Source organism: Rhodopila sp. (assembly GCF_965276935.1).
Classification (GTDB): Bacteria; Pseudomonadota; Alphaproteobacteria; order Acetobacterales; family Acetobacteraceae; genus Rhodopila.
On record NZ_CBDIBS010000003.1, the window covers coordinates 1,467,633 to 1,493,927 of the forward strand.

A 26,295-nucleotide genomic window follows, 5' to 3' on the forward strand; every position below is an offset into this window, starting at 1 on the left:
GTCAGCAACAGGACCGGCATCAGCCGTCAGAACGCCCGCCGCATCAAGACGATTCGATGACCTTGTCGCTGGCGGCGGCAAAGGACATCTGTTTCTCCCTGAATTTGTTGAAAGCAGCCTAGCCGGGTTGACCCGGCGCAGCCAATGGGAGGCGATTCGATGGAAGTCCTGACGGAAAGCAGTATGGATATGACGCCGGCGTTGCCGGATCAGGCGGAAACCCACCCGGCGCTTGCCCGCGCCATCGTCGATGACGGCATACGTCGGTATTTTCAGGATCGGCGGACCAGGATCGATGCGTTCGTCGACAGGAACTTCTCACTCACCGGATCGTTGCGGCTGCATCGCGTGGCGGTCGGCTGGGATATCGCCCGAGCGCCGCTGAATTTGGCGATGGCCGGGCCCCAGGTCGGGCTGCTGCTGGCCGCCCGTTTGGCCGGCAAGCTAGGCGCCACGCGTACGGCGGCGCGCCTCGGTGACACGCACCTGGTGGTGCACACCGCGGTCGGCCGTGAACTCGCCTGGCGGCTGCACGCCGACCTGCTGGAACTGCCGTTCCAGGAAGGCGAGCGGATCACCCGGCGCGACGCCCTGGCTGAGACGATCCTGTCCGATCCTCGCGTTGTCGCCGCGCTTACCCCGGCGCTGGAGGCGATCGGCGCCCACGGCAATGATCCCGCCCTGCGCCGGCGGCTCGAGATCGCCATGAGCGAGTACACCCGCACCCGTGCCGCCGCGACCGAGATCACCACCGCTCTGCTCAGCTTGAGCGCCGGCGTCGTTGCCCTGCGGAAGCTCACCCCCGGCGCCATCTCGCTCGGTCCGAGCCTTGCCGCCGCCATTGCCCAGCGCGCGGCGGTGATGTCGTTCCCGATGGGCGGCGCGTTGGGCTCGGTCTGGTATGCGATGTTCCCGGTGGCACCCTCGGTGGTGCTGGTCAGCGCGCTGACCGGGGGCCTGCTGATGGCGTCCACTGTGGCATCGGCGTTCGCCGGCGTGGTGGCGGACCCGGTGCAGCGCCGGCTGGGGCTGCACCGGCGGCGCCTGACGCGGATGCTGGACGCGCTGGAGCGGCAGATGCACGACCCGGGCGCGCCAGGGTTCGTCGTGCACGACCACTATGTTGCGCGGCTGCTGGATCTGTTTGACATTGCAAGTGCATTGGTCAGAGCGGCGGCACGATAGATGTGATGGATGTTTCGCTGACCCTGGTGAAACTGGCTGGATCGGTGGCGCTGCTGCTGTGGGGCATCCGCATGGTGCAGACCGGCGTGCAGCGGGCGTTCGGCGCCAGGCTGCGCAGCTTCCTGGGTCATGCGCTGCGCGACCGGTTCCGCGCGTTCCTGGCCGGCATTGGCGTGACGGCCATCATGCAGAGCAGCACCGCAACCGGGTTGATGGTCACCGGGTTCGCCGCCGGTGGGCTGGTGGACCTGGTTCCGGCCCTTGCCGTCATGCTGGGGGCGAATGTCGGCACCACGCTGATCGTGCAGGTGCTGTCGTTCAATGTCGCGGAGGTCGCCCCCGCGCTCATCCTGATCGGCGTGCTGATGTTCCAGCGCGCCTCCACCGGCCCACGCGATTTCGGCCGGGTGCTGATCGGTCTCGGCCTGGTGCTGATGGCGCTGAGCCAATTTGTCGAACTGCTGACGCCGTATGAGGACGCGCCCAGCCTGCGGATGATGCTCGGCGCGATATCCACGCAGCCTGTCCTGGATGTCATCCTGGCCGCCGGCCTGACCTGGGCGGCGCATTCCAGCGTCGCCGTGGTCCTGGTGGTGATGTCGTTCGCGGCCAAGGGCACGGTGCCGCCCGATGCCGCGTTCGCGCTGGTGCTGGGCGCCAACCTGGGCACCGCCATCAATCCGGTGCTGGAAGGCAACACGGGCGGCAACCCCTCTGCTCGGCGCCTACCGGTCGGCAACCTGATCAACCGCGTTGCCGGCGTGGCCGCCGTGCTGCTGGCGCTGCCCCGGCTAGGCGGCTGGATCGTCACCATCGATCCGGACAACGCTCGCTCCGTGGCCGACTTCCACACCGCCTTCAACATCGTGCTCGCGTTGGTCTTCTTTCCCCTGCTGGGTCCGTACGCGCGGCTGCTGCAACGTTGGATGCCGGTGCGGATCGATGCGGCGGATCCCGGTCGGCCGATCTACCTCGATGATGCGGCCATGGAGACGCCGGTCGTCGCGATCGGCGGCGCGGCGCGGGAGGCGCTGCGGCTGGTCGATGTGCTGGAGAGCATGCTGCAGGGTCTGCGGGATGCTTTCGCCAGAGGCGATCGCCGGATTGTGGCAGAGACGAAGCACCTGGACGACACGCTGGACAAGCTGAACCGGGCAATCAACGCTTATCTGACGGCGCTGGACCCGGATGCGCTGGGCGATGCAGATCACCGCCGCATACGCGAGATTCTGTCCTTTGTCACCAACATGGAGCGTGCCGGTGATATCGTGGACCGCAACCTGCTGGGTCTGGCTTCAAAGAAGATCAAGCGCGGCCTAACATTTTCCGCCGCCGGCGAGGCCGAGTTGCTGACAATGATCGACCGGCTGATCGCCAATGTCCGCGCCGCGGCCTCGTTGTTCATGACTGCGGATGAACGTGCGGCCAGGCTGCTGGCGGCGGAGAAGGAAATCTTTCGCGGCATGGAGACGACGGCCACAGAAGCACACTTCGATCGGCTCCGCTCTGGCCGCATCGATACGGCGGAGACTGGCGCGCTGCATCTGGACGCACTGCGCGACCTGAAGAGCGTGAATACCCACATCGTGGCGGCGGCGGCTTATCCCGTGCTGGAAAGTCGCGGCGAACTGCTGCCGAGCCGGCTGCGGCAGGAAGTTTAGGCGGCGGGGGTTAGAGCGTGATCGCCTGAGGCTGACCCAGTCAGAGGCGTGAATCACGCGATCAAACAATGCGTTAAAGCGCGATTCGTGGGTCAACCTAAACCAATCGCGCTTTAGGCTGGGAAAGACAGGCAGCCGAGCCGCATCGGCCTACCGAGGCAAACGCCGGCGCTTTGCCGCTTTAGTAACCAGCCGGTTGATCAAGGGAAACGCATCACGGATGATCTCGGCTAGACCGCCTTCAGTCACCATTTGCGCGGCCCTGCCTGGATCGACCCAGCACCATTCGCGCTGCGCTTTCTCCGGCCAGTCCTCCAACTGATGGTCGACCGACAGCAAAAACACCCGGACTCGGCAAAGCACCGCCGGACGAGCGATAAGCTGTTTGCTGTAGTGATAGGAACCAACAGGTCGTTTTCCGACGATCGTGCCGACCAGGCCGGCTTCCTCGAAAGCTTCCCGCGCCGCGACCTCCCGCGGCTTCAGGCCGCGTATCGGCCAGCCCTTCGGGATGACCCACCGTTTCGTCTCCCGCGACGTCAGCAGCAGCACGCGTAACCCATCTGGCGCAATCATGAAGGGGATCGCGGCGAACTGAATTCCTGTCTCTGCTGCGGCCTTTCCCATTAAGCCGATATTATCAAATCTTCATCCACAGCAAGTCACCGATGCGTTTGAACAATCTATGGGGAGTCACCGGTTCGGCCAAAGGCCGGGCGTGGCGACCTCCAGCGAGTGCCCGTCGGGATCGCGGAAGTAAAGACTGGTGCCGCCATGCGGCCAGCGCAGGGTGCTTTCCAGCGCGACATCCTGATCAAGCAGGTGGGTCCGCCATGCATCCAGTTCACCGTAGGGAATGGCGAACGCCAGATGCAGCGCGCCGCGGCCGTGATGCGGCGGAATCATATCACCTGGCTTCGGCCCCGGCGCGGGCCGATCCGTCATGCCGTGACGGAACAACAGCAGCACCTGCTCGCCAGGGACCTCCATGGCGCACATGCGATCATCCTGGACCAAAGCCGTAAAGCCAAACAGACGTTCATAAAAGCGGCGCGACCGGTCAAGATCTTCCACGTAGAGCGAGGTCTCCAGAATTTGGCTAACACGCGGAACGGTTCGCTGCATGGTGTTGGTTCCCCTATCTGCCGGCGACACATCAGGTCGTGGGTCCAGCGGCCATGGTCAAGGGAACCTAGAACGGGTGATCATGGATGGCTGCTGATGAATTGGTCGCCACCACCTCACGGGCCTCGGCGTCGCTTGGATAATCGCCCAGGCAATGACGCGGCATCAGAAGTGAAAACCCAATGAGACAACCGGCTGCGATGCGGCGAACTGAGCAGCCAGACCAGGCAACATCACCTGAACAGCAGAGGCGGTGTGCCCCGAGGCCGCCGCGAAGGTCACGTTGAACAGGTCCACGGCGTCAGCGCGGGCGGCATCGGTCGCGACCACGGCGAGTTCCACTGATCCGTTCATCGATGCCGGCGCGTTGCCGGAGAACGTGTCCGTGGCCGGATTGAAGCGCAACCAGGACGTGATGTTCGGACCGGACACCTCGAACGCCGCGAAGGTCATTTTCAGGCCGAGCGCGTCGGTAAAGGTGTTGGACGGCAGGGCGAGAGCAACCGGGCCGCCGACAGCCCAAACCTGGTTCGGTGTTGGTGCGGATGTGGTGATCGCGGGCCGCGCCACCGTCGCTGGCGCCTGGACGTTGGCGGTGAACGTCTCCGACCCCGTCAGGCCGCTGGCATCCGTTGCCGTCACCTTGATACCTAGGCTCTGGGCAGTGGCCGGGGTGGTGCCGCTGAACGTCTCGGTTGCCGCATTGAAGGTCAGCCAGCTCGGCAGGGCCTGCCCGTTGGACTGCGTGGCGGTGTAGACCAGCGCCTCATTTTGCGGATCGGTGAATGTCGCCGCCGGTAGCGCGAGGGAAATCCGCTGGCCTGCCGTCCAGGTCTGGTTGGCGGTTTGCGCCGCCGCCACCGGCGCACCGATGATCGTGGCCGCGAACGTGTCGGAGGCTGACAGGCCACTGGTGTCCGTCGCGGTCACGGCGATGCGGAGCGTCTGCGCCGTCGGCGGAGCCAGACCGCTGAAGGTCGCGGTGTTGGGGTTGAAGGTCAGCCAGCTTGGAAGCGCCTGACCATTCGACAGCTTCGCGGTATAGGTCAGCGTTTGGTTCTGCGGGTCATGGAAGGTTGTCGCCGGCAGCGCCAGCGCGATCGCCCTGCCACCCGTCCATGTCTGGTTCGCCGTCTGCGTCGCCACCACTGGGGCAGCCACCGCCGGGGCAGCCACCGCTGGCGCCGCCACCGCTGGGGCAGCCACCACTGGGGCAGCCACCACTGGGGCAGCCACCACTGGGGCAGCGAAACCGGCGACAGAAACCGCCAGTTGCTCCCAATCGCCCCAGTAGCTGCCGTTGAATGCCCGAACATCCAGGGTATCTGTTGTCTGGGTCGACCCGGCAAGCAGCGAGACCGCGGCCAGCGATGTCGCGGTCAGAGCCGAGGCGGCCGAATGGGCGGCATCGTCGATGCCGTTGAGCACGAGCATATCGCTGGTCGCGGTATCATAGGCCTGCCACTCGGTGATCGCCTTGTTGCCAGGATCTGTCGCGGCGAACAGCAATGACAACGCCTGCCTGGAACCAGGCGCGAGACCATCGGCCGAGACCGAGTCGGTGACGATGGGTGTGTCCAACTCGTAGATGACGACCGACGCGGCGGCGACGCCGGACCATTCCTGGGAAGCCTGATGCGGTGCGGCGACGGTGACGTCGCTGCTGGACCCGTCATGCGCGGAATTCTGCACCTGACCGCTGCCGTTCACATAGGTGATGTTATCCACCAGCATCGCGGTGCCGCCGGAACCGGAGACGCAGGTGGTGATATGGCCGCCACCGCCGGAGGTGCCGATCACCACGATCTCGCCTTGCTTCACCAGCGACTGCCAATTGCCGGACTGGCCGGCCGGTCCGTCGAAGGCGACGATCCACTCGCCGTTCGCCTGCCCGGGCAGGCCGATCGCGGTACTGACGACCGGCAGCGATGCCCCGGCCTCGGCCGCGATGGTGCTGGCCAGCACCCAGCAGCCATTCATGTTCCAGGCTTGGCCGACAAAGCTGTCGGCGACCGCCGCAATGGAATCCGGCGTCGCCTGGGCGGGAACGGTAGCGATGAAATTCTGCTCCGTGACGACCGTGGCGCTGCCGAGGTAGCCGGATGCGGCGACCTGCATCATATCATAGGCATTGGCGGCATAAGCGTTGGCCGTGGCCAGGCTGTTGGTGCCGAACAGAGAAAGGTTCGTCACGTCATCCAGGCTGCCTGACGCGTTATACGTCAACTGATCGAAGTAGCCGTAAGTACTGTTGTAGTACCGACCCGTTGATGCCTGATAGGTGAAGACAAGTCCGGTACCCCGCGCGTCGCCGCCAATGCTGCTGAAGCGCGTGGTCTGGCCGTCGCCGGACAAATTGCCGGTCGCCGCGCTGGCACCGGCGATATATTCGTCGCGGTCGAGTGCCGTCAGAACCAGATAAGCCGGATTTGTGCCTGCCGCGGTCACCGTAAACATACTTGAAAGACCGACAGACCTGGCTGTGTCACCGACAAACGCATTCTTATTTTCAGTAATCGACATGGCACAAGCTTCCGTTTCTGGTCAGCACTAGAGTTGGCGGAGTAGAATAGGCTGGGGTCTACTGACAGAATTTGCGGGACGTCAGCGGCTGTAAATCAGGTACGTTCGCCCACTCTCGTTCTATTGGGCGGCAAGGCCGTCTTCAACGCCTTTGTCGAGATCCTTACTGCAAGGTGTGGATGACAGGCCCCTGACGTTCAATACTGAATGTCCCTGTCAACTAGCATGGCCAGTAGGATTAAGTAAGAACAAAAACAAGCAAAATTGTTTCTTCAAATTACAGAAGTGTTAAGACTGGCTTAACGGTTCCGGCAGTCCACAGGCATTCGCATGGGCGACTGTTCGATCATGATCGGTGTTGCCCAACCGGCAGTCGGTTGCCCGGTAGTCGATCGCCTGCCCGTTGACTGCCCGCCCGTTGGTTGCGCGTCAGTCTGGAACGTAGCGGAAGACAATGGTACGGCGGTGTCTCGCACCACAACACGAATGGTTGGAAGCGACGCTGGCTCCGTCAAGGAGCAGTGCTTTGAATGATGCTGCTGGAGGGGATCGAACTCTCGACCTCTCCCTTACCAAAACACTGCACCTGAGTGCGAACATTGATTTTATTGATCGCGAAATCGCGAGAAGTGCCGTTTTTAAGCGTTTTTCGCGTAACGAAGGCGATAAACGGGGCCACCTGGCCCCGTTTATTATTTGGCTCGAAAGCGCCGGCAGCAGGGCGGGACGGTCAGTTGCCCGATGCGCGTCGACGTTCAGACGGACTGACCTCCTCCAGCAGGCCAAGCAGCGCCCGCATCTCACCCGACACCCGGGCATCGCCGGCGACCATGCGTTGAATCGAGCGCAGAATGTTCTTCTCGTCCCGGTCGTCGCCGAGTTCCTTCATGCGCCGCGCCAGGCTGCTCTGTGTCAGGCCCAGGCCGGCGATCCTGGCGCGGAACTCGCTGTAGCTTTGGCTCATGTTCAACTCCATCCGATCCCGTGATAGCATCCAGAAGGCGGGGGCCTTGCGACCCCCGCCCTCCGGCTGGTTTAGAAGCGGATCTCGATTGACCCCTTGATCCGCTTCTTTCCCCACCGGAAGTCCCATTTGATGCCAATCCGCATCTTGGGTTCCTTCCGTTGGCCCTCGACCCCATTGCCGAAGGCACGATCTATATACGTCATTATGACGTATAATGCGAGGCCTTGGCGTTCCCCGTTCTCCGAACGATCGCAACTGGTCGAGAGGATTTGGCGCCGGTCGATCCATGAACCGTACGACGTGCACGGTCCGGGGTTGGCTGACGTGACGCGGTCAGGCCCAAAGCCGTCACAGCCCTGGAATCAAAAAAGCGGCCCCCGGGATGTCCCGGGGGCCGCGAACGTCACGACAGTTGTATCGCGGTTCTCGCGCTATTCGTCCTCGGCCCTTTTCGCCACCGCCATCAGCCGGCCGGCGATGCGGTTGAGCAGCTTCCAGAACCAGCTCACGCCTCCACCTCCGCCACCAGGTCGTCCGCCGTCAGGCCGTCGTAGAACGTGCCGTCGGCGCGCACCAGTTGCCGCCAGACGACGCCATGCGCTTCCTCCAGCCGGGCGGCGATCCAGGACCAGGTGGCCGGCTGCCAGCCGCCCCAGGTGCCCAGCCGCACCGTCGCCTCGTCCGCCAGGCCGGTGTAGTCCCAGGCGATCAGCGCGTGGCCGCCCACCACCGCGCCATCGTCGCGGCCGGGTCGGACGTCCCAGATCGGCGCGCGCTGCATGTCGCGCTCGCGCAGCGTGACGCCCCAGTAGCCAGGACCGAGCCGCGCCAGGCCGGCGGCGAGCGCGGACCGGCTGGCAACGTCGATGCTGCCGAACCGGCCGACCAGGAGCTGCGGGCCGATGAAGAAGCCGTAGCTCTGCTGCAGCGTCAGCACGTCCAGCATGTTGGCGCCGTCGGTGGCCGCCAGGTTCGGCGGATTGCCGATGCACCAGGCATAGAACCGCGGCACCCGGTCGGCCTCGACAACCAGATCGTAGCCCTGCAGCTCGGCGACACCGCGCGCCGCGTTGGCCAGCGCGACGGCGGTGCAGTCGGGCAAGGTATCGTTACTGTAAAGACCAGGTGTGAACGCCAGCGCCGACCGATCGAGCACCGCCGGCGGCGGCACGGCGCCGAAGCGGTGGCGCGGCGCGGCCGCCAGCGCCGCCGGATCATGCGGCAGCCGACCGAGGCGCATCCCCGGGGGGCGCATCAGTGGGCCGCCGCCAGGATCAGCCTGGCCTGCTCGGGCGTGAATGTCGTGCGAACAGCGCGCCCTTCAGGCGACGCCAGGCCGTCGCCTGCAAGGCGCGCTGTTCGCGCGGCGCCGGCGCTGCCGACCGCTGCCAGGATGACGGGCAGCAACGACACCGCGGCCTCGATGGTGGTCTCCACGGTCGACCCGCCGGGGATCAGCGGCAGCGCCACCGCAGCGATGGCTTCCACCACCTGACCGATCTCCTGGATGGTCGAGATCGCGGTGCCGGCGGTGGCGCTGGTGATCCGCGCCGCGTCCACCTGGATCGTCGCCAGATCGGCGTCAAGCTGCGTCAGCGCGGCAATCGGCACGCCCGGGATCTGCTTGATGCCGGCGATCGCCGCCGCCAGGCCGGTGGCGATCAGGTTGACGTCGGTGGCGAGCTGCGGCGGCACGGCGGTGGTGGTGGCGCACGCGGTCGTGGCGGCGACGGCGGCCGCGGCCACGGTGCGCAGCAGATGTCGGCGAAGCATGATGCTGTCCCTCCGTGCGGATTCAGGTGGCGGCGGCCGGCTCGTTCACGACGACCGCCGCCACGGCCGCCGGCGGCGGTGGCGGCAGGCTGGCGATCGACGGCACCGTGGGATCCTCACCCAACGCGTGGCCGAGGCTGCCGACGATGCGCTGGGCGATGTCCTCCTGGGTCAGGCCGCTGGCGCTGGCCGAGGTCGTGATCAGGTTCATCGCGACGCTGGCGGCCTGATCCACCGCGGCGCTGCCCAGGTGCACGTCGGGCAGGCTGATGGCGCCGGTAGCGAGCCTGGCGCGCATCAGCCCGGCCCCGGTGCTGACGGCGGCCATCACCGCCGCCTGGTCGCGCGCCGACAGCGCGAGGTGCAGCCGCGCCTGCGCGAGCCGCAGCGCGCGCCCGGCCAGCAAGGCGGCGACCGGCACGATGGCGGCGGCGGCGACGCCGATGACGAACTGCAGGATCGGGTTGAGGTCCATGATTCAGCCTCCGGTGGTGGGGATCAGCGTGAGCGCCAGGGCATGGCAGGCCCGGGCGCGGCGGTAGAGTCCAGGCCAGCGCGCCTGGAAGCCGCATTCGTCGTAGTAGGCGGTGCGCGCGGTCAGCAGGCGGGCGAGCGTGGTGGTAGGATCGTGCGCGACGGCGGCGGCGATGGTGTGATCACCGACGGCGCCGTCCGGTGCGGTGCCGAGGGCGGCCTGCAGCTCGCGCGTGGCGGCGCCGCTGCCGAACTGGAAGTCGAACCAGAAGACATCGATGCCGGGCGGCAGGCGGTCGCCCTGGATGCTGTTCCAGAACACCGCCTGGGTCAGCGGCCGCAGGGTGGTCTTGGTCTGCATCTTGAAGGCGGCGAGCGAGATGTCGTCGACGCCGTGCAGCGGGGCCGCGCGCAGCCAGGTGGTGTAGGTCCAGCCGTAAACGGTGGCGCCGCCGGGATCGCCTGGGGTGATGTGGAACGGCTGGCCGTCGTCGTCCGGCGCCTCGATGAAGCCGTAGCCGGTGCCGAAATTGCGTGAGGTCATAGTGCAGTTTCCAATTGTCAGTGACCAGTTGTCAGAAAGGCAGATGAAGTATTCGGATCGTCTTGCGGTCTGACGGCTGCTTTCAGGGTCCGACTTGTTTTCTGACAACTGACAACTGACCACTGGTGATTGCTTCATTGAGGCGGCCCAGGCGAGCGGCGCATTCGGCGCGCGCGTGCTCGGTGCGCAGCAGCGCGGCGTCGACCTGCACGACCCAGTCGACAAGCTGTTGCAGCGTGCGCGGTGGCGGCGGCGGCCGCGGCGGCGGCCGGCCCTCCGGACAGTGCTGCAGCTCGGGCGGCACCAGCGCCGACAGCGGTGTCGGGATCGCCGCCGGCGGCGGCGCGGCGCAGGCCGACAGCAGCAGGATGGCCGCCCAGATCGGCGGCATGAAAACCAGAAGCTTCAAGGTGGCGCCTCGGCTGAATCGTTACTTGCGTGCCCGTTCGGCCGTCGAGGTGTCGCCTCGCTGCCGCGTTCGCTCGTGCGTTCGGGAACTATCACCGGCATGTCGGGGCTTTCCCGCACCTCCGGGTCGAACAGCCCGGCCAGGAAGCCACAGCGGTCGAGATACTTGGCGCGCAGGAACCATTGCCCCGGCGTCACCTCGTCCGGCAGGTGCCGGGCGATGATGAACTCCTGCAGCAGCGGCGACGGGTCGGCCAGGGTCACGAACACCGTGCTGATGGGTACGAAGTAGCGCTGCCGCGGCGCCAGTCCGTCGTTGTCCACCCAGGTCCACAGCCAGGTCGCGATGACGCTGTTGCACTGCCTGCGGCTGAGGAACTTGTAATGCAGCTCCAGCGTGGACCCGCGCGCGCGGGTGACGACGAAGGGGCGGATCTGGGTGATCTGCAACGGTGCGCTGGCCAGCAGGAAGGCGGTGACGATCAGGGTGATGCAGGCGCCGAGCAGCATCCCGAGCAGGCCGGTCAGCACCAGTCGCCGCCGCTTCACCGGCTGGATCGCCCCGGCACCAGGGGGCCGTTGGCGGCACGCAACAGGGTATTGATGTCGGCGCGGCACTCGATCGTCGAGCGCTCCAGCGCCGCCATCTGCTGGTCCTCGGTGTTCAGCTTGGCATCGAGGTCGGCCAGCCGGCGCTCGACCTGCTCCAGCTTGGCCCGCTGGTCCGGCAAGGTGCTGATCTGCTGGCGCACATCCTGCAGGCCGGAGGAGACCACGGTGCGCAGGTCGGCGATCTGGCTGGAGACGGTGGTCTGCACGGTGGCCAGGTCGCGCGTGCTCTGTTCACTGCGGTTGTTGCCGGTCACGATCCAGGCGACCAGGCTGCACAGCACGGCGGACACCGTGACCAGGGTGCCGACGTTGAGTTCGGGGTTGAATTTCACGAGTTTGCCTTCCGGCGGCTGGGCTTCGGCAGCTTGCTTCATCCGCCGGTGTCGAGGCCGACCGGGCCGACGAAGATCTGCGCGACGCCGACCACGGCGCGGCCCTGTGCCGACTGCGCCAGGCACAGGATGCCGTAGGTGGTCGAGGCGCTGCCGCCTTGCGTCCAGACGGTCAGCACGGCGCCGGCGACGGACACCGGGCTGACCTGCAGGCCGTCCGGCATGACGATCAGGTTGACGCTGGCCAGCTCGATGGCGTCGCCGGCGGCCAGCTCGGTGGTGAAGTCGAACGTGTTGGTCAGCCGGTCGTCGGGCGACTGGGTCTGGAAGGTCAGCATGGCGGGGCCCTGTCAGAGAATGCCGAGGCGGACGATGCGGCGCACCTGGCGGCCGGCGGCGGTGGTCAGGGTCAAATCCAGCAGGCCGTCGGCGCCGGCGATGCCGCCGGACAGGAACAGCGTCACCAGGCCGCCGATGACGACGGGCGGCATGACGGCCTGGACGTTCGTGCTGGCGTTCAGCGTGGCGGCCAGGATGTCAGTCGGGGTGGCCTGAAGGGCAGATGCATCGAGCGCGAAATCGAGCGTGGCAGCGGCCAGCTTGGCCGGCCAGCGCAGCGGCAGGATGGTCGCGATGGCGCCACGCGGCGCCGCGATCGCCTGGTCGAACAGCGGGATCGCGCGCAGGCCGCTGGGGGCGAAGGGTGCCGGCGTGCCGGCCGGCGGGTAGCCGGTGAAGCTGATCAGGCCTGATCCGGGATCAACCGAGACGTCGGCCGACAGGGTGACGGCCAGACCCGTGGCAACCACCGAGCCGGCGCCAGGCAGCCCGCGCACATCGACGCCCGTCCCGAAGCTCGGCGCATAGCCCGCGAAGCTGATCAGACCGGCGCCTGGGACGGCGCTGGCGCTCGCCGAGAATGCGGCGGACGGTCCGCTCAATGCGATGCCGCCGGCACCTGCGGGCAGGCTGGCGCTGGCGGCCGGCGTCGGTGCCAAGCCAGCCAGCGCGACCGTTGTCGCACCGGCCGCGCTGGTAGCCGCGGCCGACAGCGTGGGCAGGCTGCCGGTCAGGCTGATGGCGCCGGCACCCGGCTGGACGATGATCGCGCTGCCGGAGGAGAAGATGGCCGGCAGGCCGGTCAGCGCCATCTGTCCGCTGCCGGGCAGCGCCGTGGCGTTCGCCACCGGTGTCGGCGCGAGGCCAGTCAGTGTGACCGCACCGGCACCCGGCTGGACGATGATCGCGCTGCCGGAGGAGAAGATGGCCGGCAGGCCGGTCAGCGCCGTCTGTCCGCTGCCGGGCAGCGCCGTGGCGTTCGCCGCCGGTGTCGGCGCGAGGCCGGTCAGGATGACGGCACCGGCACCCGGCTGCGCGGTGACCGAGGCGCCGGAGGCGAAGCTCGCGGCGAACCCGGCGAGGGCGAGCAGTCCGCTGCCGGGCAGTGCGGTGACATTCGCCGCCGGCGTCGGCCCCGCACCGGTGAGACCGATCGCGCCGGCCCCTGGCGTCGCCGCCGCGCCGGCCGACAGCGCCGGGGCGGCACCGGCCTGGGCGATCAGACCCGCGCCGGGTATGGCCGCCGCACTGGCCGCCAGGGCGGCGGCGTTGCCGGCGACGGAGAGGCTGCCGACGCCGGGTGCCGCGCGGACGGCCGCCGAGGCAGCCGGGCCGATTCCCGTGAGGGCAATCAGCCCCGCGCCGGATGCGGCCGTCGCGTCGGCCGCCGGGATCGGCGCGTTGCCGGTGACGGCGAGGCGCCCGGCGCCAGCCGCCGCCACCGCCCCGGCCGATGGCGAGGGGCTGAGGCCGGTCAGCGCGACGACGCCGGCACCCGGTGTCGCGGTGAACGCGGTGCCGCCGCCGACACCGACGTAATACTGCCGCCGCACCACCGGGCGCAGCAGGGCGAACGGCGCGGCGTGAAGCTGCGCCACCTCGGCGGGCGACAGCGCGCGGTTGTAGATCAGCCCGAGGTTGGAGATCGCATTCACCGTGCGACCTTGCGCCGGGTCATACCAGCCGAACGACAGCTGCGAGCCGGTCGCTCCGCTGTAGAGCGTCGGCGTGTTGCCGTTGGCCGACACCAGGCCCTGGCCGGTGCCGTTGGTGAATAATTCGCTGTTGGCGCCGTCGAAGGTCGAGGCGACCGAGGTCACGCCGGCGTCGGACGCGATGGCGGCAGCGACGCCGTTGCCGAAGGAGAAGGCGTCGCCGACGTCGCCGCCGCTCTGGCGTTCAATCGCGTTCGCGTAATACGGCGACGAGTCGGTGCTGTGCGCGGAAAAGCCCCACAGCACCGCGCCATAGTTGCCCGAGTAGGCGGTTGGAAACGAGCCTTTCCAGAACAGGCTGGTGGCGGCTGTCAGCAACGACCCGTAGGCGGCATAGGCCGGCGCATAGGCGCCCTGCGCGACCGCCGCCGAGGCCAGGCCGGGACCGAACGGGTTGGCGACGATGGCAGGCGCGGCGTACGGCGCCAGCGTCGGACCGATGCCGCACAGGTCGGTCAGGCCGGACAGCCCGCCGGGCAGGTAGCAGCCGACCAGCCCCGACGCGAGTTCCTGGCTCTTGTCGATCTCGACCGCCCCGGTCGGCACCTGCGCCGGGTGCCACTGGCGCGGAGACGCGAACGCGGCGCGGCGGATCAGCGCCACGTTAGGCTACCAGTTGGCGACGGTTTTGCGCTGCAGGGCACAGACCGCGCTGCCCGACGAGGGCAACGCCACGCCAAGGTTGTTCTGGATCATCACCTTGAAGTTGTACGGCGGGATCGGGATGTTCGGGCAGGCGATCAGCGTGGTGGCGACGCCCGGCACCTGCTGGAAGGTGTAGGACAGTCCCACTGGCGCCGCCTGTGCCGTGGCGCCGGGCGGGTTCGGGTAGTTGGAGCCGTCAATCGCCGGCAAGATCCACACGGTGACGGAAGGCGCACCGCTGCCGGTGGTGATGCCCCCGCCACTCAGGGCGATGACCAGATCCGCCATGTCGTAGCTGATGGTGGTGCCATCGGTCGGCGTGTTGGCGATGGCCGAGGTGCTCAGCTGGTAGCCGCCGTTCGCCAGGCCGAGGAGGGAGCCGAACGGGCTGTCCAGCCCGCTGTTGAGGCTTTGCGAAAAATGCGTGGTCATGGCTGCGCCTCCGCGGTCTGCACCTGGCCCGCGGTCACCGCCGGCACCCAGGCCGGCCCGGTCACCGTGGTCAGCGCGGTGATCGCGGCGATGGTGGCCGCGCTGATGTCACCGGAACCGATGCCGCCTGGGCCAGACGGCCCCAGCGCCGCCAGGCCGGCCTGGAACGCCGCCCAGGTCGGCGCGTTGGTCGGGTCGATGATGTCGCTGTCCAGGCTTTCCACCGCGTTGATCGCGGCCAGGATCGCCTGGTCGGCGGTGCTGGCCGGCGGCAGCGCCGGCGTGCCGCGCGCCCGCGCCACGATGCGCGACCAGTCGCCGGTGGACGCCTGGCGGGCGATCAGCTTGGCGGCCGACCAGGGGAACGTCTGGCTGGTCAGCGTCGTGCTCTGCGCGTTGATCGCCGCGACCACCAGATCCAGCGTCGCCGGCACGGGCGACAGCGCCGCCACCGCGGTCTTCAAAGCCGCATAGGTCCAGGGCTGCATCCGGATGCCTTACGGCGTGTGCGTGAGGGTGAAGATGCCCGACGCGTTCCAGGTCACCGAGAAGGTGCCGTTGGTGCTGCTGACCGAGCCGCCGCCGCTGTTGAGGTTGACGTAGGACAGCAGCAGGTCGGTCGAGGCCAGCGAGGCGCCGGCGCGGTGCACGATCACCGCATACTGGGCGGTGATGGTGGCGCTGGACCAGGACGCCGCCGCCGCGTTGTAGGTCACCGTGGCACCCGACAGCGTGTCGGTGACGCTGGTCAGCACCACGCCGCCCTGGGTATAGCCGCCGCCAGTGGCGACCTCGTTGGCCGAGACATTGGCATAGGTCGCATCGGTGTTCGGCGCCGGGGTGTAGGACGCGGTGACCAGGATGCAGACAAAGGTGTCGCTGGCCAGGTTCATCGCCGCCTTGGTCAGTGCCAGGGCGGCGTTGGAGTAGACGGTCACGTTACCGGCGGCCATGGTTTTGCTCCTAGAACAGGTGAAACAGAGCGCGCAGGCCAAAGCCGAGCGCGGCGAAGACGGCCAGGATCAGCAGCCCGGCGCGGATCGCCGCACCGGTGCTTTCCTGCGTGTTCGGATCGAGCGTCAGCGCGCAATGGCGTCGCTGGATCAGGACACCGAGCAGCCCGCAGACAATGCAGCCCCAGCGGCGGCCTTCGACGCGGGCCACCGCGGCGTGCAGACTGACTGTCCAGGTGTCGTCGCCGTTGAACAGCACGACGTTGAGCAGCCGGTCGGCGGCCAGGCCGAGGCGCGCGGTCCAGGCGCGGCCGGCGTCCGGCGACGGCGGGATGATCCCCGGCGTGTCGTCCAGGGGACGCGCTTCCCGCGCGTCGCCTGAAGGGCGACCGAGCACGCGAGGGAGGGGCGCTTCCCGCGCGATGTCGGCCGGCATCAGGCGATGCTCGCTGTCGCCGGCGGCAGCGTGCCGGCGTTGGTGGTAACGACCAGATCCAGGGTCAGCACGTAGTCGCCGATCGCGGTCTCGACGGCGAGGAACGCGCTGACGCTGGTGAAGGTGACCACGGCGCCGGACAACAGCGGCCAGGGCAGCGCCGACAGGCCGCCGGGGAAGGCGTTGCCGCCGGCCCGCTGGATCAGGTTGTACATGCTGTTGAGGTTGGCCTGCGCGGTATCGTCGCAGGCATAGGTGCCGTCCAGCGCCGGCGTGCCGGCCGAGCTGATGGTCAGGCCGGCCGACATCGCGGTGATGGCCTGTTCGGCCAGCGTCGGCGCCGGCGGTGGCGGCGGTGCCGTGAAGCTCCAGGTGCCGTTTGTCTCGCTGGCGGACCAGCCGAGCTGCGGCGTGGGGGTGATGCCGGCGAGGTTGACCCAGAGCATCGAGGCGTCGAAACGTCCGGTCGGGTCGATCGCCGTTTGCTCGGCGATCAGGCTGTCATAGATGCGTCCCCAGGCCATCAGGCATACTCCCGCACGATGACGATGCCGCTCGGCCCGGCGAGGCCGACGGTGGAGAAGCTGGACGGCCCGATCGGGCCGCCACTGGCGCCGCCGGCGCCGTACGAGAACCCGAACATCGACGCCGCCGGCGCCGGGGTGATGCCGTTGCCCGAAATGGTGAAGGACTGGCTCGGCGTCGGTCCGGTGACGTTGATGTCGCCGCTGGTGGGCGTGGCCGCCGCCGCGGTGTTGCCAACCACGAAGGTCGAACTGCTGATCGGCCCGTAGATGTTGCCGCCGATGCCGCCGGCGGCGGAGACGATCGAGCCGAAGGAGGATGATCCGCCGGGACCACCATACGTGCCGGAAAAGCCGCCGCCGCCGACGCCGACGGTGATCGTCACGCCAGCAAATCCGGACGTGATCCGCTTGCGGGCATAGGATCCTGCGCTGCCGCCGCCGGCATGCGCATACTGCCCCGAGCCTGTTCCCGGCGCGCCGGCGCCGCCGCCGCCACCCGCCTGCACCTCGACATCGACGCTGTTGGTGCCCGCGGTCGGCGTGTAGGTGAAGGTGCCCGGCGTCTTGAACACCTGCACGTTGAGCAGCCGCCCGCTTGGCACCGCCTGGATCGCCTGCAGGAGCTGCGCGTTGTTGGCGGCATTCAACGTCTGGCCGGAGGCGATGATGACGGCGGCGATCTCCGCCAGCACGGTGTTGAACACGTCCGGATCGGCGGTGGTGGGCGAGAACGTGCCGGGCGAGCCGCTGTTGGCGTAGCCCGGCGTGCCGACGGCCGCCTGCTTGGCCGGCACGCTGGCGCCGCCCTGCGTGCCGTTCTGGATAAGCTGCATCGGTCGATCCTATGAATACTTGAAAAGAACGAGCGTGTGGGCCGGTGCGAGGGCGCGGATGCGGCATTGCAGCTCGGTGTTGCCGACGCTCCAGAACGGGTCGCCCCAGACGCTCTGGCCCAGCTTGAAGTAGGACACGGTGATCGCCGGGGCGTTGACCTGCCAGACGAACTGCCAGCCCGGGCTGAGCAGCGGCTGGCCGAGTTGCGCCACGCCGAGGCGGAACGGGATGAACTCGGTGATGCTGATGGTGAAGCCCAGCGCCGCGGCAACGGCGATGTAATAGCCCGGCGACTGGCCGCCCAGACTGGCGATCCGCGCCAGCAGGCTGGCGCGGCGTTGCTCCACAGAGGCGCCGGGCGCGCTGCATGGGTCGGGCAGGCCGAAGTCGGCTTCCCAGTCGGGCAGCAGCTCGGTGGTGAAGGCCGGGTCGGCCTCGACGTTGGCCAGTTGCAGCGCGATCGCGCGCACGTTCAGCAGGGCGTCGGCCGGCGGGGTGAAGACCTGCGCCTGGATGGTGGTGGGATCGGACGGGAAGGCGCGTCCAGGCGGCGGCAGCGCCTGCACCGCGGCGAGGAAGGCGGCCGAGGGGGGATTTGTCACGAGCGCCATATCAGAAGCTCACCGTCGGCACCGCCGGGACGTGGCCTTGCGCGAAGCTGACGTCGGCGGTGGGCGCGGTCAGGTCGAAGGCGGTGGCGCCGGCGGCGCTGATCGCGGCGTAGATCGCCTCCAGATACAGGATGCCGCCGGGTTGCGCGGCGCTGACGCCGTCGCCGATGGTGGCGGCGCCAGCCGGCACGGTCAGCGCCAGGGCATCGAGCTGGGCGATCACCGCCTGCTGCATCGCCGTGGTGTTCGGTGCCAGGTTGAGGATGGTGATGGCCAGGGTGTCGGCGATCGGCGCCGAGACCGTGGCGGCGGCGGTCACCGGACGCGCGGCATTGATCGCCGCCTGCACCGCCGCGATGTCGGCGCTCAGCGGGATGTTGTTCGCTCGGCCGTCCATGACGAACAGGATGCCGACGGTGCCGGGACCGTTGAGCAGCGGGTAGACCCAGACGCGGGTGACGCCGGCGACCCGCTTGGCCCAGGCGACGTAGTCGGTGCCGGCGCCGCCCTGCGGCGGCTGCTGGATGCGCTGCTGGCCACGGATGCGCAATGCCGCGTCGGTCTCGGCGTCGGTGCCGCCGGACAGGCCGTTGCCGTCGACGTTGGCGACCGGCTGGATGCCGGCGATGGCGGTGCTCAGGTTGAGCGGCGCGTTGGCCGGCAGGTTGCCGGCGGACCCCGCCACGGATGCCACGATGGCGACGGTGACAGTGGTGTTGCCGGCGGCGATCTGGGTGTCGGCCTGGGTGGCGAACTGGACCGATGCGTCGGTCGTCTGCACCTGGGTGCCGAGCGGGATGTCGATGCCGGGGGTGCCGGCGAAGACGGCGTTGCCGGCGGCGAACGTGGCGCCCTCGCGCATGATGCCGTAGGCGGCGAGGCGGCGTTCCAGATAGGCGGTCTCGGCGCTGTCGATGAAAAGCTGTTTCGACAGCCAGACGATGAAGCGATAGGTCAGCCACAGCGAGCCGGCCCAGACGTAGGCGAGGATGCGGATGGTGGAGAAACGCAGCGAGCTGTCGGCGCCGGCGATGCGCGCGTTCATGTCCGCCAGCACCTGCTGCTGCAGTGCCGCGCGGGTGGGGATGGGCAGCGGCATGGGTCAGCTTGCCGACCAGGCGAAGGCGAACCGGGTCGGGTTGGCGGCGCCGGTCTGGTAGATGTCGATGCTCAGCTCCAGCGCGTTCGGCGGCGTGGCGGGGAAGACGGCGGTGGCATCGATCGAGCCGGCGATGCCGTCGGTGATCATCCAGGCCAGCGCGGCCTGGGCGTAGGATTGCGCCTGGTTCAGGGTTTCCTGGGTTTGCAGCGCGCGGGCGAGCAGCCAGAGTTTCGATCCGGTCAGGTCGATCCCGCCGGCGGTTGGGTCGGTTGCGTTTGGCAGCGGCGTGTCGCCCCACCAGCCGCGGCGGTCGAGCGTGCCGTCCGGGATGGCATCACCGGGGTCGGCCAGGCCGTCGCAGAACAGGCTGATGATGACGGCGGTGGCCAGGCCCTGGTCCATCACCAGGTCGCCGCCGGCGACGGCGAAGTCGGCGCGGCCGTTCACCGGGTCCCAGATCAGCGCGATGTCGGTCATGACTTGGACAAGCTAGGCGCGGTGGTGTGGCCGGTGGATTGAGGAGCAGGAACGCGAAACTGGTAGTGTCCGCCGCGCTGCCAGGACCAGAGATAGAACAATCCGACAAGGCCATGCTCGACAGCGTCGATGAGTGCCTCCTGACCACTCCAGCCGCCGGTGGAAAACGAGACAATTTTGATTGGACGGTCGAAATCGTTCACGTCGTCACGGACTTCGACAAAGCCACAAGGAAGGCTTTCCACCAGCTTCGGGAACGTCTCGATCAGCCATTGCGCGGCGTTCGGGATGTCATTCGCGGCACGGATTTGCGCAATCTTTTCATCACTTGGATAGCCGTCATCAGCATCCAAGGTTTCGGGAAAGATCCTGACTTGTTTGGTTGTCTCGTTCACCAACTCGGACATTTTGCACTCTCTGCTGGCCTCTAAAACTAAAGGGACGTGACCAATTACGGATGAGCCGTTCGCGCCCAGGACGTCGGCCAGCAAGCGCCGCATTGACCACAGCTATACCCCAGCAACGGCCATTTCCGTGTTTCGTCAGACCAGACAAAGTTGATGGGTGCGCCATAGCAGTGACAGGGCGTGACTGCTGGATCTATCAGCAGAGTCGTTACGGGCGGAACCATTTTACCTGTCATGTGTTCGGATCGGGCGCGGCGGTGTGGCCGGCGCCGCCGGAGCCGTGCGTGTGGGTGGCCAGGCTGGTGGTGTTGCCACTGCCGTAGTTGGCGATGACCGCGCCGGTGACGCGGAGCTGCGGCGTGGTGCACAGGACGTAGGTCGGGCTGATCATCTCGATATGGTCGGCGCGGACGATGACCATCTGGCTGCCGTTGGACAGGCCGAACTCGCCGGGTGCGAGGGTGCCGATCGCCTGTCCCGCCATGTCGCCGCCCAGCGCCACGACGTGATCGGCGCTGCCGAGCACCTGGAGCAGGGCAATGTCGGCGCCGGCGGCCGGGCGGGCGCTGTAGCCGGGCGGCAGCAGCAGTTCCACCACCTGTTGGGTGACGCCGTCGAGGCCGGTGACCTGCAGCAGGGTGCGCGGGCCGACGCGGCTGTTGGCGACCTTGCCGCGGGAGACGATGGATTTCAACGCGGCGCCGAGGGCGTTCAACATCAATCGCCGCCTGCACCGGACCAGTTGATGCCGCCGCCCCTGCCCTTGCCGGCGTGCTTGGTTTTCTTCAGCTTCACCTCGCCGGGGTCGGGCGTGTAGCCCGCGACCGGGCCCAGCTCCAGCTCGGTGACATGGCCGTTGGAGGTCGCGTCGAGCACGAACTTCACCTTCGCCACCAGCAGGTCATCGTCGATCTCCAGCCAGGGCGCGGTGACCGCGACGATCTGGTTGATTTGCCACAAGCTGCCGTCGGCCTGGCGGAAGCCCTGCACCTTGACCGAGGCCTTGGTGGCCTGACCGTAGGCGAACTGCCGCTGCCAGTTGGCCCGCGCCTGCATCTGGGCGAGCGACAACTGGCTCTCGGCCAGGGTGACGTGCAGCCGGTAGCGCGGCACGCCGGTGTCGGTGGCCGAGGCCCGCATCTGGGTCTGCACCGCGCCTGTGGGCGCGTTGCCACTGGTGCCGATGCCGCTGGCGCCGCCCCAGATGTCGGTGCTGCCGGCGCCGATGCCGGCCTGGCCCTTGACGACATACTGGCTGAAGCGCTTGGCCACGCTGATGGTGGCGTTCGCGGCCATGATGTTCTGACCCTGCACCAGGGTGGACGCCGCTCTGGTCCCGCCGGCGGTGGTCAGCACCAGGTTGCCGTTTTCGTCGTCGCACAGCAGCACGCCGGCGAGCCGGCCCAGGCGTTCGAGGAAGCTGAAGGCGGTCTCGCAGCGCTGCAGGTTGGTGTTGCTGACCACCTGGTTGGCCAGGTCGGTCTGCACCACGACGTTGATGTCGTAGAGCTTGCACACCGCGCGGGCGATTGCCGCCACCGAGTAGCCGGAGAACTGGCCGGACGGCGGATCGATGTCGCAGTCCACCAAGTCCTTGGTCAGGCTGTGGCCGGCGACGCGCACGCCGTGCGAGCGCGCCTCGAACGCCGGCATGTAGGATTCGACGTGGCCGGTCAGCACCAGGTCGTTGCCGATGAACACGGTGCAGGCGTCGAACGGCTGGATCTGCCAGGCTTTCCCCCCGGCTTGGCCCGCCCCGACCTGGCCCGATTGTGCCGTGCTTGACCAGCGTTCCGACACCGACAGGTTGAAGCTGCTGACGCAGCGGTCGACGCCGCGCTCGATGCTGATCTCCTTCCAGCCGGCATAGCGCATGCCGTTGACCAGCAGGGTGACAGGATCGGTGGTCGCGACTGGCATGGCGCTGTGGCGGTCCTTCACAAACCGGTATTTATTGTATCACGGATATTGCGTTATAGGGATTAATGTGATACATAAAACCTATGGACATCAGGCTGACAAACCATGCGAAAGAGCGCCAAGCTGCATACGGCCTGGCACAAGCGTGGATCGAGGCCGCTGTCCTTTCACCGGACTGGACGTCCGCTGACCCACAGCAGCCTGGCGTTACGCGCTCGTTCCGGAAAATCACGGAACACGGCGGCCGGGTGTTGCGCGTTGCGCATCGGCCTGACGGGCATCGGCCTGACGGGGCGGATGTGCTTGTATTGAGCGCTTTTTTTGACCGAGGAGCCAAGCCATGACCGACAAGCCGGAGGGCGACCGAGCGCAGCGGGTCCCCAGCCAACATGTTGACTGGGAGCCCGGCGCGGGAGGGCGCGTCAGCTATGATCGAGAGGCCGACGCGATCGGTATCTATTTCGCGCCGGAAGGGGCGGAATACGAGGTTAGTAGCGAGGTCGCCCCTGGGGTCGTCCTGGACTATGACAAGCAGGGGCGCGTCATCGGCGTCGAGTTGCTGCATGTGCGCAAGCTGCTGGAACAAGAGCCTTCAGCAGTCACCGCGGACACATAGAGCCATGTGTCCGGACCCGGACGACGCGCCGCCGATCACGGACGCCTTTGTTGACCAGGCCGAGGTATTCCAGGGCGACTCATTCGTCCGGCGCGGGCGCGGGCGGCCAAAGTCCGCCGCACCGAAGGAACACATCAGCCTGCGGCTTGATCCGGACGTGGTGGCCAAGCTGCGCGAGGCCGGTCCCGGCTGGCAGTCCCAGGTCAACGCCTTGTTGCGCCAGGCCCTTGGGCTGGCCGATGCACCCGAGCACGTTACCTGACGCCGCCGCGCTTGGGGCGATGCGCCGACATGCACCAAACCCATCCGCCGCCGGGCTCGCTTCAAAGCGTTTGCCAGAATCCGAAGGTCACGCCGACAGCCGCACACCAGTGAACGGCATGAACATCGGGTCCGGCACGTCGTTCAGCAGCGCCAACTGCCCGGCCCGCCCGGCATCCTGATACCAGGTCTGCGCCAGCAGCAGCGACGGCAGGCTGGCCAGGCTGGTGAAGCTGACCAGGTCGGGCAGCGCCTGCGCCCGGCTGATCAGGTCGGCCATCGCCTGGCCGCTGACCGCCTGCCACGCCAGGTACAGGTCGTCGCTGCCGGTCGCGGCCGCCAGGGTGAGCTGGCTGTCGATCATCGTCAGCACCTGCGTCCGCGCCGCGCTGGCGGCCTGGCTGGTTGGCCAGTCGATCGAGGCATAGACCGCCAGCACGCCGACGATGGCGCTGCCCTGCACCAGCGCCTGGACCGCCTGCTGCTGCGCCGCCTGGACCGGGCCCGTTGGCGTCGCCAGCGTGTTGCCCCAGGTCGCCAGCGCCGCCAGGCCACCGGACAGGTCGGCCACCGCGGCGAGGTCGGGCAGGATGCCCATCACCGGGTCGTCCGGCTGGGTGGCCGGGGTCAGCGTGGTGATGGCGTTGGCGGCGGCGCCCTGGAACACGGTCTGCATCGCCGTCGCGGTGGCGCTGTCATCACCAGGCGCGAGCAGGATCGACCCGACACCCTGCAGCAGGCTGCCGATCGTGCTGCTCGGCAGTCCGGTCAGGCCGGCGACGACGCCGCCCAGCAGGTTGCCCATCAGCGGCAGCAGCAGCGACGGGTATTGCACCACCAGGCTGGCATCCTGATAGGCGGCGATCAGCACCTGGCCCAGGCTGGCGACGCCGCCCAGCAGGGTGGAGGCGGTATCGACCGAAGCCGTCGGGCTGGGCAGGCCGCCGGTATCGACGAGGAACTCGATGTCGTGTTCGCAGTAGCCGCCGGCGTCCTTGTTCTCGCTCCAGGCGATCAGGCTGGCGCTGCAGCGGATCTCGCCGCGCCAGGCGTGCACGAAGATCGCCGGCGTGTCGTAATCCTGGCAGGCCGAGATCAGCGCGCGGCTGTTTTGCAGGTAGCTGTCGCCGACGGTCCAGGCCTTGATGCGATACTTGTTCGCCGCCTGGCCGAGGTCCTCGATATAGGGCGTGTCGCGCAGCGAGAATTCGTGCACCACCTTGCGCCGGCCGCCGCTGCCGCCGGCGCTGTCCATGTAGAACGGCACGCCGCGGAAGCTGCTGGGACGCAGGCCGTTGCGCCAGCTCGTCGCCGATGCCAGGCCGCCGGACAGCGCGCGGACAGCGCGTCCTTCGGACGACGTGTTGAGGACGCCCGACATCAGAGCGTTATCCATTCACCTTGGTTCACAAACACCGCTCCAGACCATTGTTTGAGAGCGAAATTCACGTCTCCGGCGATTCCGCCTCCGACGATTTCGCTCTAGTAACCGAACGCCAGCGGATTGAGGAAACCGATGCTGGTGTCGGGCGGCTGGGCGATGCCGGAGGCGTCGGTGCGCACCTGTGTGCCGGGCGGCGTGTTGGTGAAGTCGACTTTCACGTTGACCTCGCCTTTCTGCTGCAGCGCCTGCGCCGCCGGGCCGTCCGGACGATACAGGTTGGGTGCGATGGGCGGGGCGCCGAATTCGGGATTGGCGAACGGCGTGGCCAGGGCGTTGCCGACGCTGTTGGCGACGCGGCCGCCGACGTCGGCCACGGCGCCGAGGCCGCGGCCGAGCCAGCTTGTCCTGGCCCAGTCGGCGGCGCCTTTCAGGCGCTCGATGATGGGTTGTAGCTTCTGCCAGGCCCATTCGAACGCTTGCACGATCAGTTCCGGCACCAGCAGGAACGGCTTGAAGGAGTCCGCCAGGACCTGCCCCCACGGCAGTTGGGTGAAGGCGACCATGACGCCCTTGACCCAATCCCACTTCTCGTAGACCAGGACGGCGACCGCGATGAGCGCATAGGCGGCCAACAGCCAGGGATTGGCGAAGCTGAGGGCACCCAGGCCGGTGACGATCCTGCCAAGCATCATGAACGCGCCGCCGATCCGCGTCACCACGGTATAAAGCGGCGACCCCATGGCCAAAGTGACCGCGCCGACAATCGCCAGCAACTCGCCATGCCCCGCCGTCAGGTGGTGGAGCATCTGGGCGTAGTGCCAGACGTCCGTCAGCAGTTCCTTCAGGTGAATGCCCTTGATCGCCTCGGCCAGCAGCCTGACCTTGTCGGCGATGGCGGTGGCGATCCAGTCGCGGTTGGCCATCACCCAGTCGCGTGCCATCTCGACGATCGGCAGCAGCACCGGGGCCAGCTCGGTGGCCAGGCGGGTCTTGAAGCCGTCCATGCTGGCGCCGAGTTCGCCCCAGGAATGGCCGAACGCCTTGAGTTTCTCGCGTTCCTCGTCGGTGCCGAGATCGGCGAACTTCTCGCCCGCCTCGGACATCTCGGCCAGGGCTTCGCGGCCCTTCATCAGCATGGGCAGCAGCTCCTGCCCGGCCTTGCCGAACAGGGTGGTGGCCATCAGCGCGCGCATCGCCGGATCGCGGGTTTTCGCGAACGCGTCGGCGAGCTGCGGCAGCAGGTCGGCGGTGCTTCTGGTGTGGCCCTGGGCGTCCTTCATCTGGATGCCGAGGTGGTGGAACAGCGCGGCGGCGTCCTTGGCTTTGCCGGCGACGGCGCCGCCGACGGTCTTGTTCAGCTTCTCCAGGCTGGAGGTCATGGTCTCGGTGGAGACGGCGTTTTCCTTGGCCGCCCAGGACAGCCCGGCGAACTGGCCGGCGGTGACGCCGATCTTCTGCGCGGCGGCATCCAGCGCGATGGCGGCCTCGCCGGCCTCCTTGGTCATCTCGAACAAGCCGACCAGCGAGCCGCCGGCGCCCAGCGCGCCCAGCATCGGCAGGAACTCGGTCAGGCTGCTGCCGATCTCGCCGATCGAGGCGTGCAGCTCGCCGAAATGGCCGCGCAGCAGCCGGACGTGGCCGCCGATGGCGCGGAAGAAGCGGATGTGCGAACGTTCGGCGTGCTCGACCGCGTGCTCGGTCTGCTCGATCGCCTTGGTGGCGGTCTGGCCGGCCTTGCTGACCCCTTCGGCGGCGTGCTTGACCGCATGCGCGGCGGCTTTTCCCGCGTGGCCGGCGGCCCGGGCGCCGTGCTCGCTGCTGCTGGCGACACCGCGGGCGGCGACGATGATCTCGCGCATGCCCTGCACCATGGCGCGGATCGGGCCGGAGGCGCGGTCGACCGCCTGGATCTGTGCGTCGAAGACGGTGGCGGCCATGATGTCCTGGCTATAGGTGCGGCGTCGTTACGGTATGGCCGGCGACGTGCGAACAGCGCGCCTCCCTCGCCGGGCTCGGTCGCCCTTCAGGCGGC

General features: G+C 67.9%; 31 protein-coding genes. 4 read left to right on the forward strand and 27 right to left on the reverse strand.

The window, feature by feature from the left end; all coding sequences use genetic code 11:
* Positions 1–159 precede the first annotated feature (159 nt).
* On the forward strand, positions 160–1,185 hold the full coding sequence (locus ACQY4S_RS14595) for a DUF6635 family protein (RefSeq protein WP_428485918.1): 1,026 nt from the start codon (positions 160–162) through the stop codon (positions 1,183–1,185).
* 5 nt (positions 1,186–1,190) lie between these two features.
* Complete coding sequence (locus ACQY4S_RS14600) at positions 1,191–2,846, forward strand: Na/Pi cotransporter family protein (protein WP_428485919.1); 1,656 nt, start codon at positions 1,191–1,193, stop codon at positions 2,844–2,846.
* A gap of 150 nt (positions 2,847–2,996) precedes the next feature.
* Here the strand turns inward: ACQY4S_RS14600 and ACQY4S_RS14605 are convergent, their stop codons facing one another.
* The 25 genes from ACQY4S_RS14605 to ACQY4S_RS14725 form a co-directional block, all read right to left on the reverse strand.
* A complete protein-coding gene (locus ACQY4S_RS14605) occupies positions 2,997–3,422 on the reverse strand; it encodes an NUDIX hydrolase (protein ID WP_428485920.1) in 426 nt (141 codons plus the stop codon).
* A gap of 117 nt (positions 3,423–3,539) precedes the next feature.
* Positions 3,540–3,971 (reverse strand): VOC family protein, encoded by a 432-nt coding sequence (locus ACQY4S_RS14610; protein ID WP_428485921.1) that lies wholly within the window; start codon positions 3,969–3,971, stop codon positions 3,540–3,542.
* A gap of 165 nt (positions 3,972–4,136) precedes the next feature.
* Positions 4,137–6,419: a putative Ig domain-containing protein gene (locus ACQY4S_RS14615; RefSeq protein ID WP_428485922.1), complete on the reverse strand. Its 2,283-nt coding sequence runs from the start codon at positions 6,417–6,419 to the stop codon at positions 4,137–4,139.
* An 805-nt stretch (positions 6,420–7,224) separates the two neighbouring features.
* Positions 7,225–7,458 (reverse strand): hypothetical protein, encoded by a 234-nt coding sequence (locus ACQY4S_RS14620; protein WP_428485923.1) that lies wholly within the window; start codon positions 7,456–7,458, stop codon positions 7,225–7,227.
* 508 nt (positions 7,459–7,966) lie between these two features.
* On the reverse strand, positions 7,967–8,716 hold the full coding sequence (locus ACQY4S_RS14625) for a hypothetical protein (RefSeq protein WP_428485924.1): 750 nt from the start codon (positions 8,714–8,716) through the stop codon (positions 7,967–7,969).
* Positions 8,716–9,234 carry a hypothetical protein gene (locus ACQY4S_RS14630; RefSeq protein ID WP_428485925.1) on the reverse strand — a complete coding sequence of 173 codons (519 nt, stop codon included), beginning with the start codon at positions 9,232–9,234 and terminating at the stop codon, positions 8,716–8,718. Before ACQY4S_RS14630 ends, ACQY4S_RS14625 begins: the two co-directional genes overlap by 1 nt.
* Positions 9,235–9,256: 22 nt before the next feature.
* The gene (locus ACQY4S_RS14635) at positions 9,257–9,709 is read right to left on the reverse strand and encodes a hypothetical protein (protein WP_428485926.1); all 453 of its coding nucleotides are present in this window, start codon (positions 9,707–9,709) and stop codon (positions 9,257–9,259) included.
* Between the two features lie 3 nt (positions 9,710–9,712).
* The gene (locus tag ACQY4S_RS14640) at positions 9,713–10,252 is read right to left on the reverse strand and encodes a glycosyl hydrolase 108 family protein (RefSeq protein WP_428485927.1); all 540 of its coding nucleotides are present in this window, start codon (positions 10,250–10,252) and stop codon (positions 9,713–9,715) included.
* Between the two features lie 82 nt (positions 10,253–10,334).
* Positions 10,335–10,661, reverse strand: a complete 327-nt coding sequence (locus ACQY4S_RS14645) for a hypothetical protein (protein WP_428485928.1) — start codon at positions 10,659–10,661, stop codon at positions 10,335–10,337.
* The gene (locus ACQY4S_RS14650) at positions 10,658–11,209 is read right to left on the reverse strand and encodes a hypothetical protein (RefSeq protein ID WP_428485929.1); all 552 of its coding nucleotides are present in this window, start codon (positions 11,207–11,209) and stop codon (positions 10,658–10,660) included. Before ACQY4S_RS14650 ends, ACQY4S_RS14645 begins: the two co-directional genes overlap by 4 nt.
* Positions 11,206–11,646, reverse strand: a complete 441-nt coding sequence (locus tag ACQY4S_RS14655) for a hypothetical protein (protein ID WP_428485930.1) — start codon at positions 11,644–11,646, stop codon at positions 11,206–11,208. The genes ACQY4S_RS14650 and ACQY4S_RS14655 overlap by 4 nt, the downstream gene beginning before the upstream one ends.
* Complete coding sequence (locus ACQY4S_RS14660) at positions 11,643–11,942, reverse strand: hypothetical protein (protein ID WP_428485931.1); 300 nt, start codon at positions 11,940–11,942, stop codon at positions 11,643–11,645. The genes ACQY4S_RS14655 and ACQY4S_RS14660 overlap by 4 nt, the downstream gene beginning before the upstream one ends.
* A gap of 12 nt (positions 11,943–11,954) precedes the next feature.
* Positions 11,955–14,261 (reverse strand): hypothetical protein, encoded by a 2,307-nt coding sequence (locus tag ACQY4S_RS14665; RefSeq protein ID WP_428485932.1) that lies wholly within the window; start codon positions 14,259–14,261, stop codon positions 11,955–11,957.
* 6 nt (positions 14,262–14,267) lie between these two features.
* The gene (locus ACQY4S_RS14670) at positions 14,268–14,735 is read right to left on the reverse strand and encodes a hypothetical protein (RefSeq protein WP_428485933.1); all 468 of its coding nucleotides are present in this window, start codon (positions 14,733–14,735) and stop codon (positions 14,268–14,270) included.
* Positions 14,732–15,223: a hypothetical protein gene (locus ACQY4S_RS14675; protein WP_428485934.1), complete on the reverse strand. Its 492-nt coding sequence runs from the start codon at positions 15,221–15,223 to the stop codon at positions 14,732–14,734. The genes ACQY4S_RS14670 and ACQY4S_RS14675 overlap by 4 nt, the downstream gene beginning before the upstream one ends.
* A gap of 9 nt (positions 15,224–15,232) precedes the next feature.
* Positions 15,233–15,688, reverse strand: a complete 456-nt coding sequence (locus ACQY4S_RS14680; protein WP_428485935.1) for a hypothetical protein — start codon at positions 15,686–15,688, stop codon at positions 15,233–15,235.
* Between the two features lie 10 nt (positions 15,689–15,698).
* On the reverse strand, positions 15,699–16,124 hold the full coding sequence (locus tag ACQY4S_RS14685) for a hypothetical protein (RefSeq protein WP_428485936.1): 426 nt from the start codon (positions 16,122–16,124) through the stop codon (positions 15,699–15,701).
* Positions 16,124–16,648, reverse strand: a complete 525-nt coding sequence (locus ACQY4S_RS14690; RefSeq protein WP_428485937.1) for a hypothetical protein — start codon at positions 16,646–16,648, stop codon at positions 16,124–16,126. The genes ACQY4S_RS14685 and ACQY4S_RS14690 overlap by 1 nt, the downstream gene beginning before the upstream one ends.
* Entirely contained in the window at positions 16,648–17,484 is an 837-nt protein-coding gene (locus ACQY4S_RS14695; protein ID WP_428485938.1) for a hypothetical protein, read from the reverse strand. Before ACQY4S_RS14695 ends, ACQY4S_RS14690 begins: the two co-directional genes overlap by 1 nt.
* 9 nt (positions 17,485–17,493) lie before the next feature.
* Positions 17,494–18,087, reverse strand: a complete 594-nt coding sequence (locus tag ACQY4S_RS14700; RefSeq protein ID WP_428485939.1) for a YmfQ family protein — start codon at positions 18,085–18,087, stop codon at positions 17,494–17,496.
* Between the two features lie 10 nt (positions 18,088–18,097).
* Entirely contained in the window at positions 18,098–19,195 is a 1,098-nt protein-coding gene (locus ACQY4S_RS14705) for a baseplate J/gp47 family protein (protein ID WP_428485940.1), read from the reverse strand.
* A 3-nt stretch (positions 19,196–19,198) separates the two neighbouring features.
* The gene (locus ACQY4S_RS14710; protein ID WP_428485941.1) at positions 19,199–19,675 is read right to left on the reverse strand and encodes a phage GP46 family protein; all 477 of its coding nucleotides are present in this window, start codon (positions 19,673–19,675) and stop codon (positions 19,199–19,201) included.
* Complete coding sequence (locus ACQY4S_RS14715; RefSeq protein WP_428485942.1) at positions 19,672–20,082, reverse strand: hypothetical protein; 411 nt, start codon at positions 20,080–20,082, stop codon at positions 19,672–19,674. Before ACQY4S_RS14715 ends, ACQY4S_RS14710 begins: the two co-directional genes overlap by 4 nt.
* A 232-nt stretch (positions 20,083–20,314) precedes the next feature.
* Entirely contained in the window at positions 20,315–20,800 is a 486-nt protein-coding gene (locus ACQY4S_RS14720; protein WP_428485943.1) for a phage baseplate assembly protein domain-containing protein, read from the reverse strand.
* Positions 20,800–22,002, reverse strand: coding sequence for a phage baseplate assembly protein (locus tag ACQY4S_RS14725; protein WP_428485944.1), 1,203 nt, complete (start codon positions 22,000–22,002; stop codon positions 20,800–20,802). Before ACQY4S_RS14725 ends, ACQY4S_RS14720 begins: the two co-directional genes overlap by 1 nt.
* 340 nt (positions 22,003–22,342) lie before the next feature.
* Between ACQY4S_RS14725 and ACQY4S_RS14730 the strand changes: the two genes are divergently transcribed.
* Both ACQY4S_RS14730 and ACQY4S_RS14735 read left to right on the forward strand, forming a co-directional pair.
* Entirely contained in the window at positions 22,343–22,618 is a 276-nt protein-coding gene (locus ACQY4S_RS14730) for a DUF2283 domain-containing protein (protein ID WP_428485945.1), read from the forward strand.
* A 4-nt stretch (positions 22,619–22,622) separates the two neighbouring features.
* Positions 22,623–22,880 (forward strand): BrnA antitoxin family protein, encoded by a 258-nt coding sequence (locus tag ACQY4S_RS14735; protein WP_428485946.1) that lies wholly within the window; start codon positions 22,623–22,625, stop codon positions 22,878–22,880.
* 87 nt (positions 22,881–22,967) lie between these two features.
* On the opposite strand, the gene ACQY4S_RS14740 is transcribed toward ACQY4S_RS14735, so the two are convergent.
* Both ACQY4S_RS14740 and ACQY4S_RS14745 read right to left on the reverse strand, forming a co-directional pair.
* Positions 22,968–24,260, reverse strand: coding sequence for a DNA circularization N-terminal domain-containing protein (locus ACQY4S_RS14740; protein ID WP_428485947.1), 1,293 nt, complete (start codon positions 24,258–24,260; stop codon positions 22,968–22,970).
* 101 nt (positions 24,261–24,361) lie between these two features.
* Positions 24,362–26,200 (reverse strand): phage tail tape measure protein, encoded by a 1,839-nt coding sequence (locus ACQY4S_RS14745; protein WP_428485948.1) that lies wholly within the window; start codon positions 26,198–26,200, stop codon positions 24,362–24,364.
* Positions 26,201–26,295 lie beyond the last annotated feature (95 nt).

Bases quoted from the DNA above. Each gene is read 5' to 3' on its own strand.
- ACQY4S_RS14655 (WP_428485930.1), bottom strand. From the start codon at position 11,646: ATGAAGCAAGCTGCCGAAGCCCAGCCGCCGGAAGGCAAACTCGTGAAA.
- ACQY4S_RS14710 (WP_428485941.1), bottom strand. From the start codon at position 19,675: ATGACCGACATCGCGCTGATCTGGGACCCGGTGAACGGCCGCGCCGAC.
- ACQY4S_RS14635 (WP_428485926.1), bottom strand. From the start codon at position 9,709: ATGGACCTCAACCCGATCCTGCAGTTCGTCATCGGCGTCGCCGCCGCC.
- ACQY4S_RS14730 (WP_428485945.1), top strand. From the start codon at position 22,343: ATGACCGACAAGCCGGAGGGCGACCGAGCGCAGCGGGTCCCCAGCCAA.
- ACQY4S_RS14690 (WP_428485937.1), bottom strand. From the start codon at position 16,648: ATGGCCTGGGGACGCATCTATGACAGCCTGATCGCCGAGCAAACGGCG.
- ACQY4S_RS14705 (WP_428485940.1), bottom strand. From the start codon at position 19,195: ATGCCGCTGCCCATCCCCACCCGCGCGGCACTGCAGCAGCAGGTGCTG.
- ACQY4S_RS14735 (WP_428485946.1), top strand. From the start codon at position 22,623: ATGTGTCCGGACCCGGACGACGCGCCGCCGATCACGGACGCCTTTGTT.
- ACQY4S_RS14675 (WP_428485934.1), bottom strand. From the start codon at position 15,223: ATGCAGCCCTGGACCTATGCGGCTTTGAAGACCGCGGTGGCGGCGCTG.
- ACQY4S_RS14725 (WP_428485944.1), bottom strand. From the start codon at position 22,002: ATGCCAGTCGCGACCACCGATCCTGTCACCCTGCTGGTCAACGGCATG.
- ACQY4S_RS14720 (WP_428485943.1), bottom strand. From the start codon at position 20,800: ATGTTGAACGCCCTCGGCGCCGCGTTGAAATCCATCGTCTCCCGCGGC.
- ACQY4S_RS14620 (WP_428485923.1), bottom strand. From the start codon at position 7,458: ATGAGCCAAAGCTACAGCGAGTTCCGCGCCAGGATCGCCGGCCTGGGC.
- ACQY4S_RS14610 (WP_428485921.1), bottom strand. From the start codon at position 3,971: ATGCAGCGAACCGTTCCGCGTGTTAGCCAAATTCTGGAGACCTCGCTC.
- ACQY4S_RS14625 (WP_428485924.1), bottom strand. From the start codon at position 8,716: ATGCGCCCCCCGGGGATGCGCCTCGGTCGGCTGCCGCATGATCCGGCG.
- ACQY4S_RS14630 (WP_428485925.1), bottom strand. From the start codon at position 9,234: ATGCTTCGCCGACATCTGCTGCGCACCGTGGCCGCGGCCGCCGTCGCC.
- ACQY4S_RS14680 (WP_428485935.1), bottom strand. From the start codon at position 15,688: ATGGCCGCCGGTAACGTGACCGTCTACTCCAACGCCGCCCTGGCACTG.
- ACQY4S_RS14640 (WP_428485927.1), bottom strand. From the start codon at position 10,252: ATGACCTCACGCAATTTCGGCACCGGCTACGGCTTCATCGAGGCGCCG.
- ACQY4S_RS14695 (WP_428485938.1), bottom strand. From the start codon at position 17,484: ATGCAGCTTATCCAGAACGGCACGCAGGGCGGCGCCAGCGTGCCGGCC.
- ACQY4S_RS14595 (WP_428485918.1), top strand. From the start codon at position 160: ATGGAAGTCCTGACGGAAAGCAGTATGGATATGACGCCGGCGTTGCCG.
- ACQY4S_RS14660 (WP_428485931.1), bottom strand. From the start codon at position 11,942: ATGCTGACCTTCCAGACCCAGTCGCCCGACGACCGGCTGACCAACACG.
- ACQY4S_RS14685 (WP_428485936.1), bottom strand. From the start codon at position 16,124: ATGCCGGCCGACATCGCGCGGGAAGCGCCCCTCCCTCGCGTGCTCGGT.
- ACQY4S_RS14745 (WP_428485948.1), bottom strand. From the start codon at position 26,200: ATGGCCGCCACCGTCTTCGACGCACAGATCCAGGCGGTCGACCGCGCC.
- ACQY4S_RS14605 (WP_428485920.1), bottom strand. From the start codon at position 3,422: ATGATTGCGCCAGATGGGTTACGCGTGCTGCTGCTGACGTCGCGGGAG.
- ACQY4S_RS14740 (WP_428485947.1), bottom strand. From the start codon at position 24,260: ATGTCGGGCGTCCTCAACACGTCGTCCGAAGGACGCGCTGTCCGCGCG.
- ACQY4S_RS14670 (WP_428485933.1), bottom strand. From the start codon at position 14,735: ATGACCACGCATTTTTCGCAAAGCCTCAACAGCGGGCTGGACAGCCCG.
- ACQY4S_RS14715 (WP_428485942.1), bottom strand. From the start codon at position 20,082: ATGTCCGAGTTGGTGAACGAGACAACCAAACAAGTCAGGATCTTTCCC.
- ACQY4S_RS14600 (WP_428485919.1), top strand. From the start codon at position 1,191: ATGGATGTTTCGCTGACCCTGGTGAAACTGGCTGGATCGGTGGCGCTG.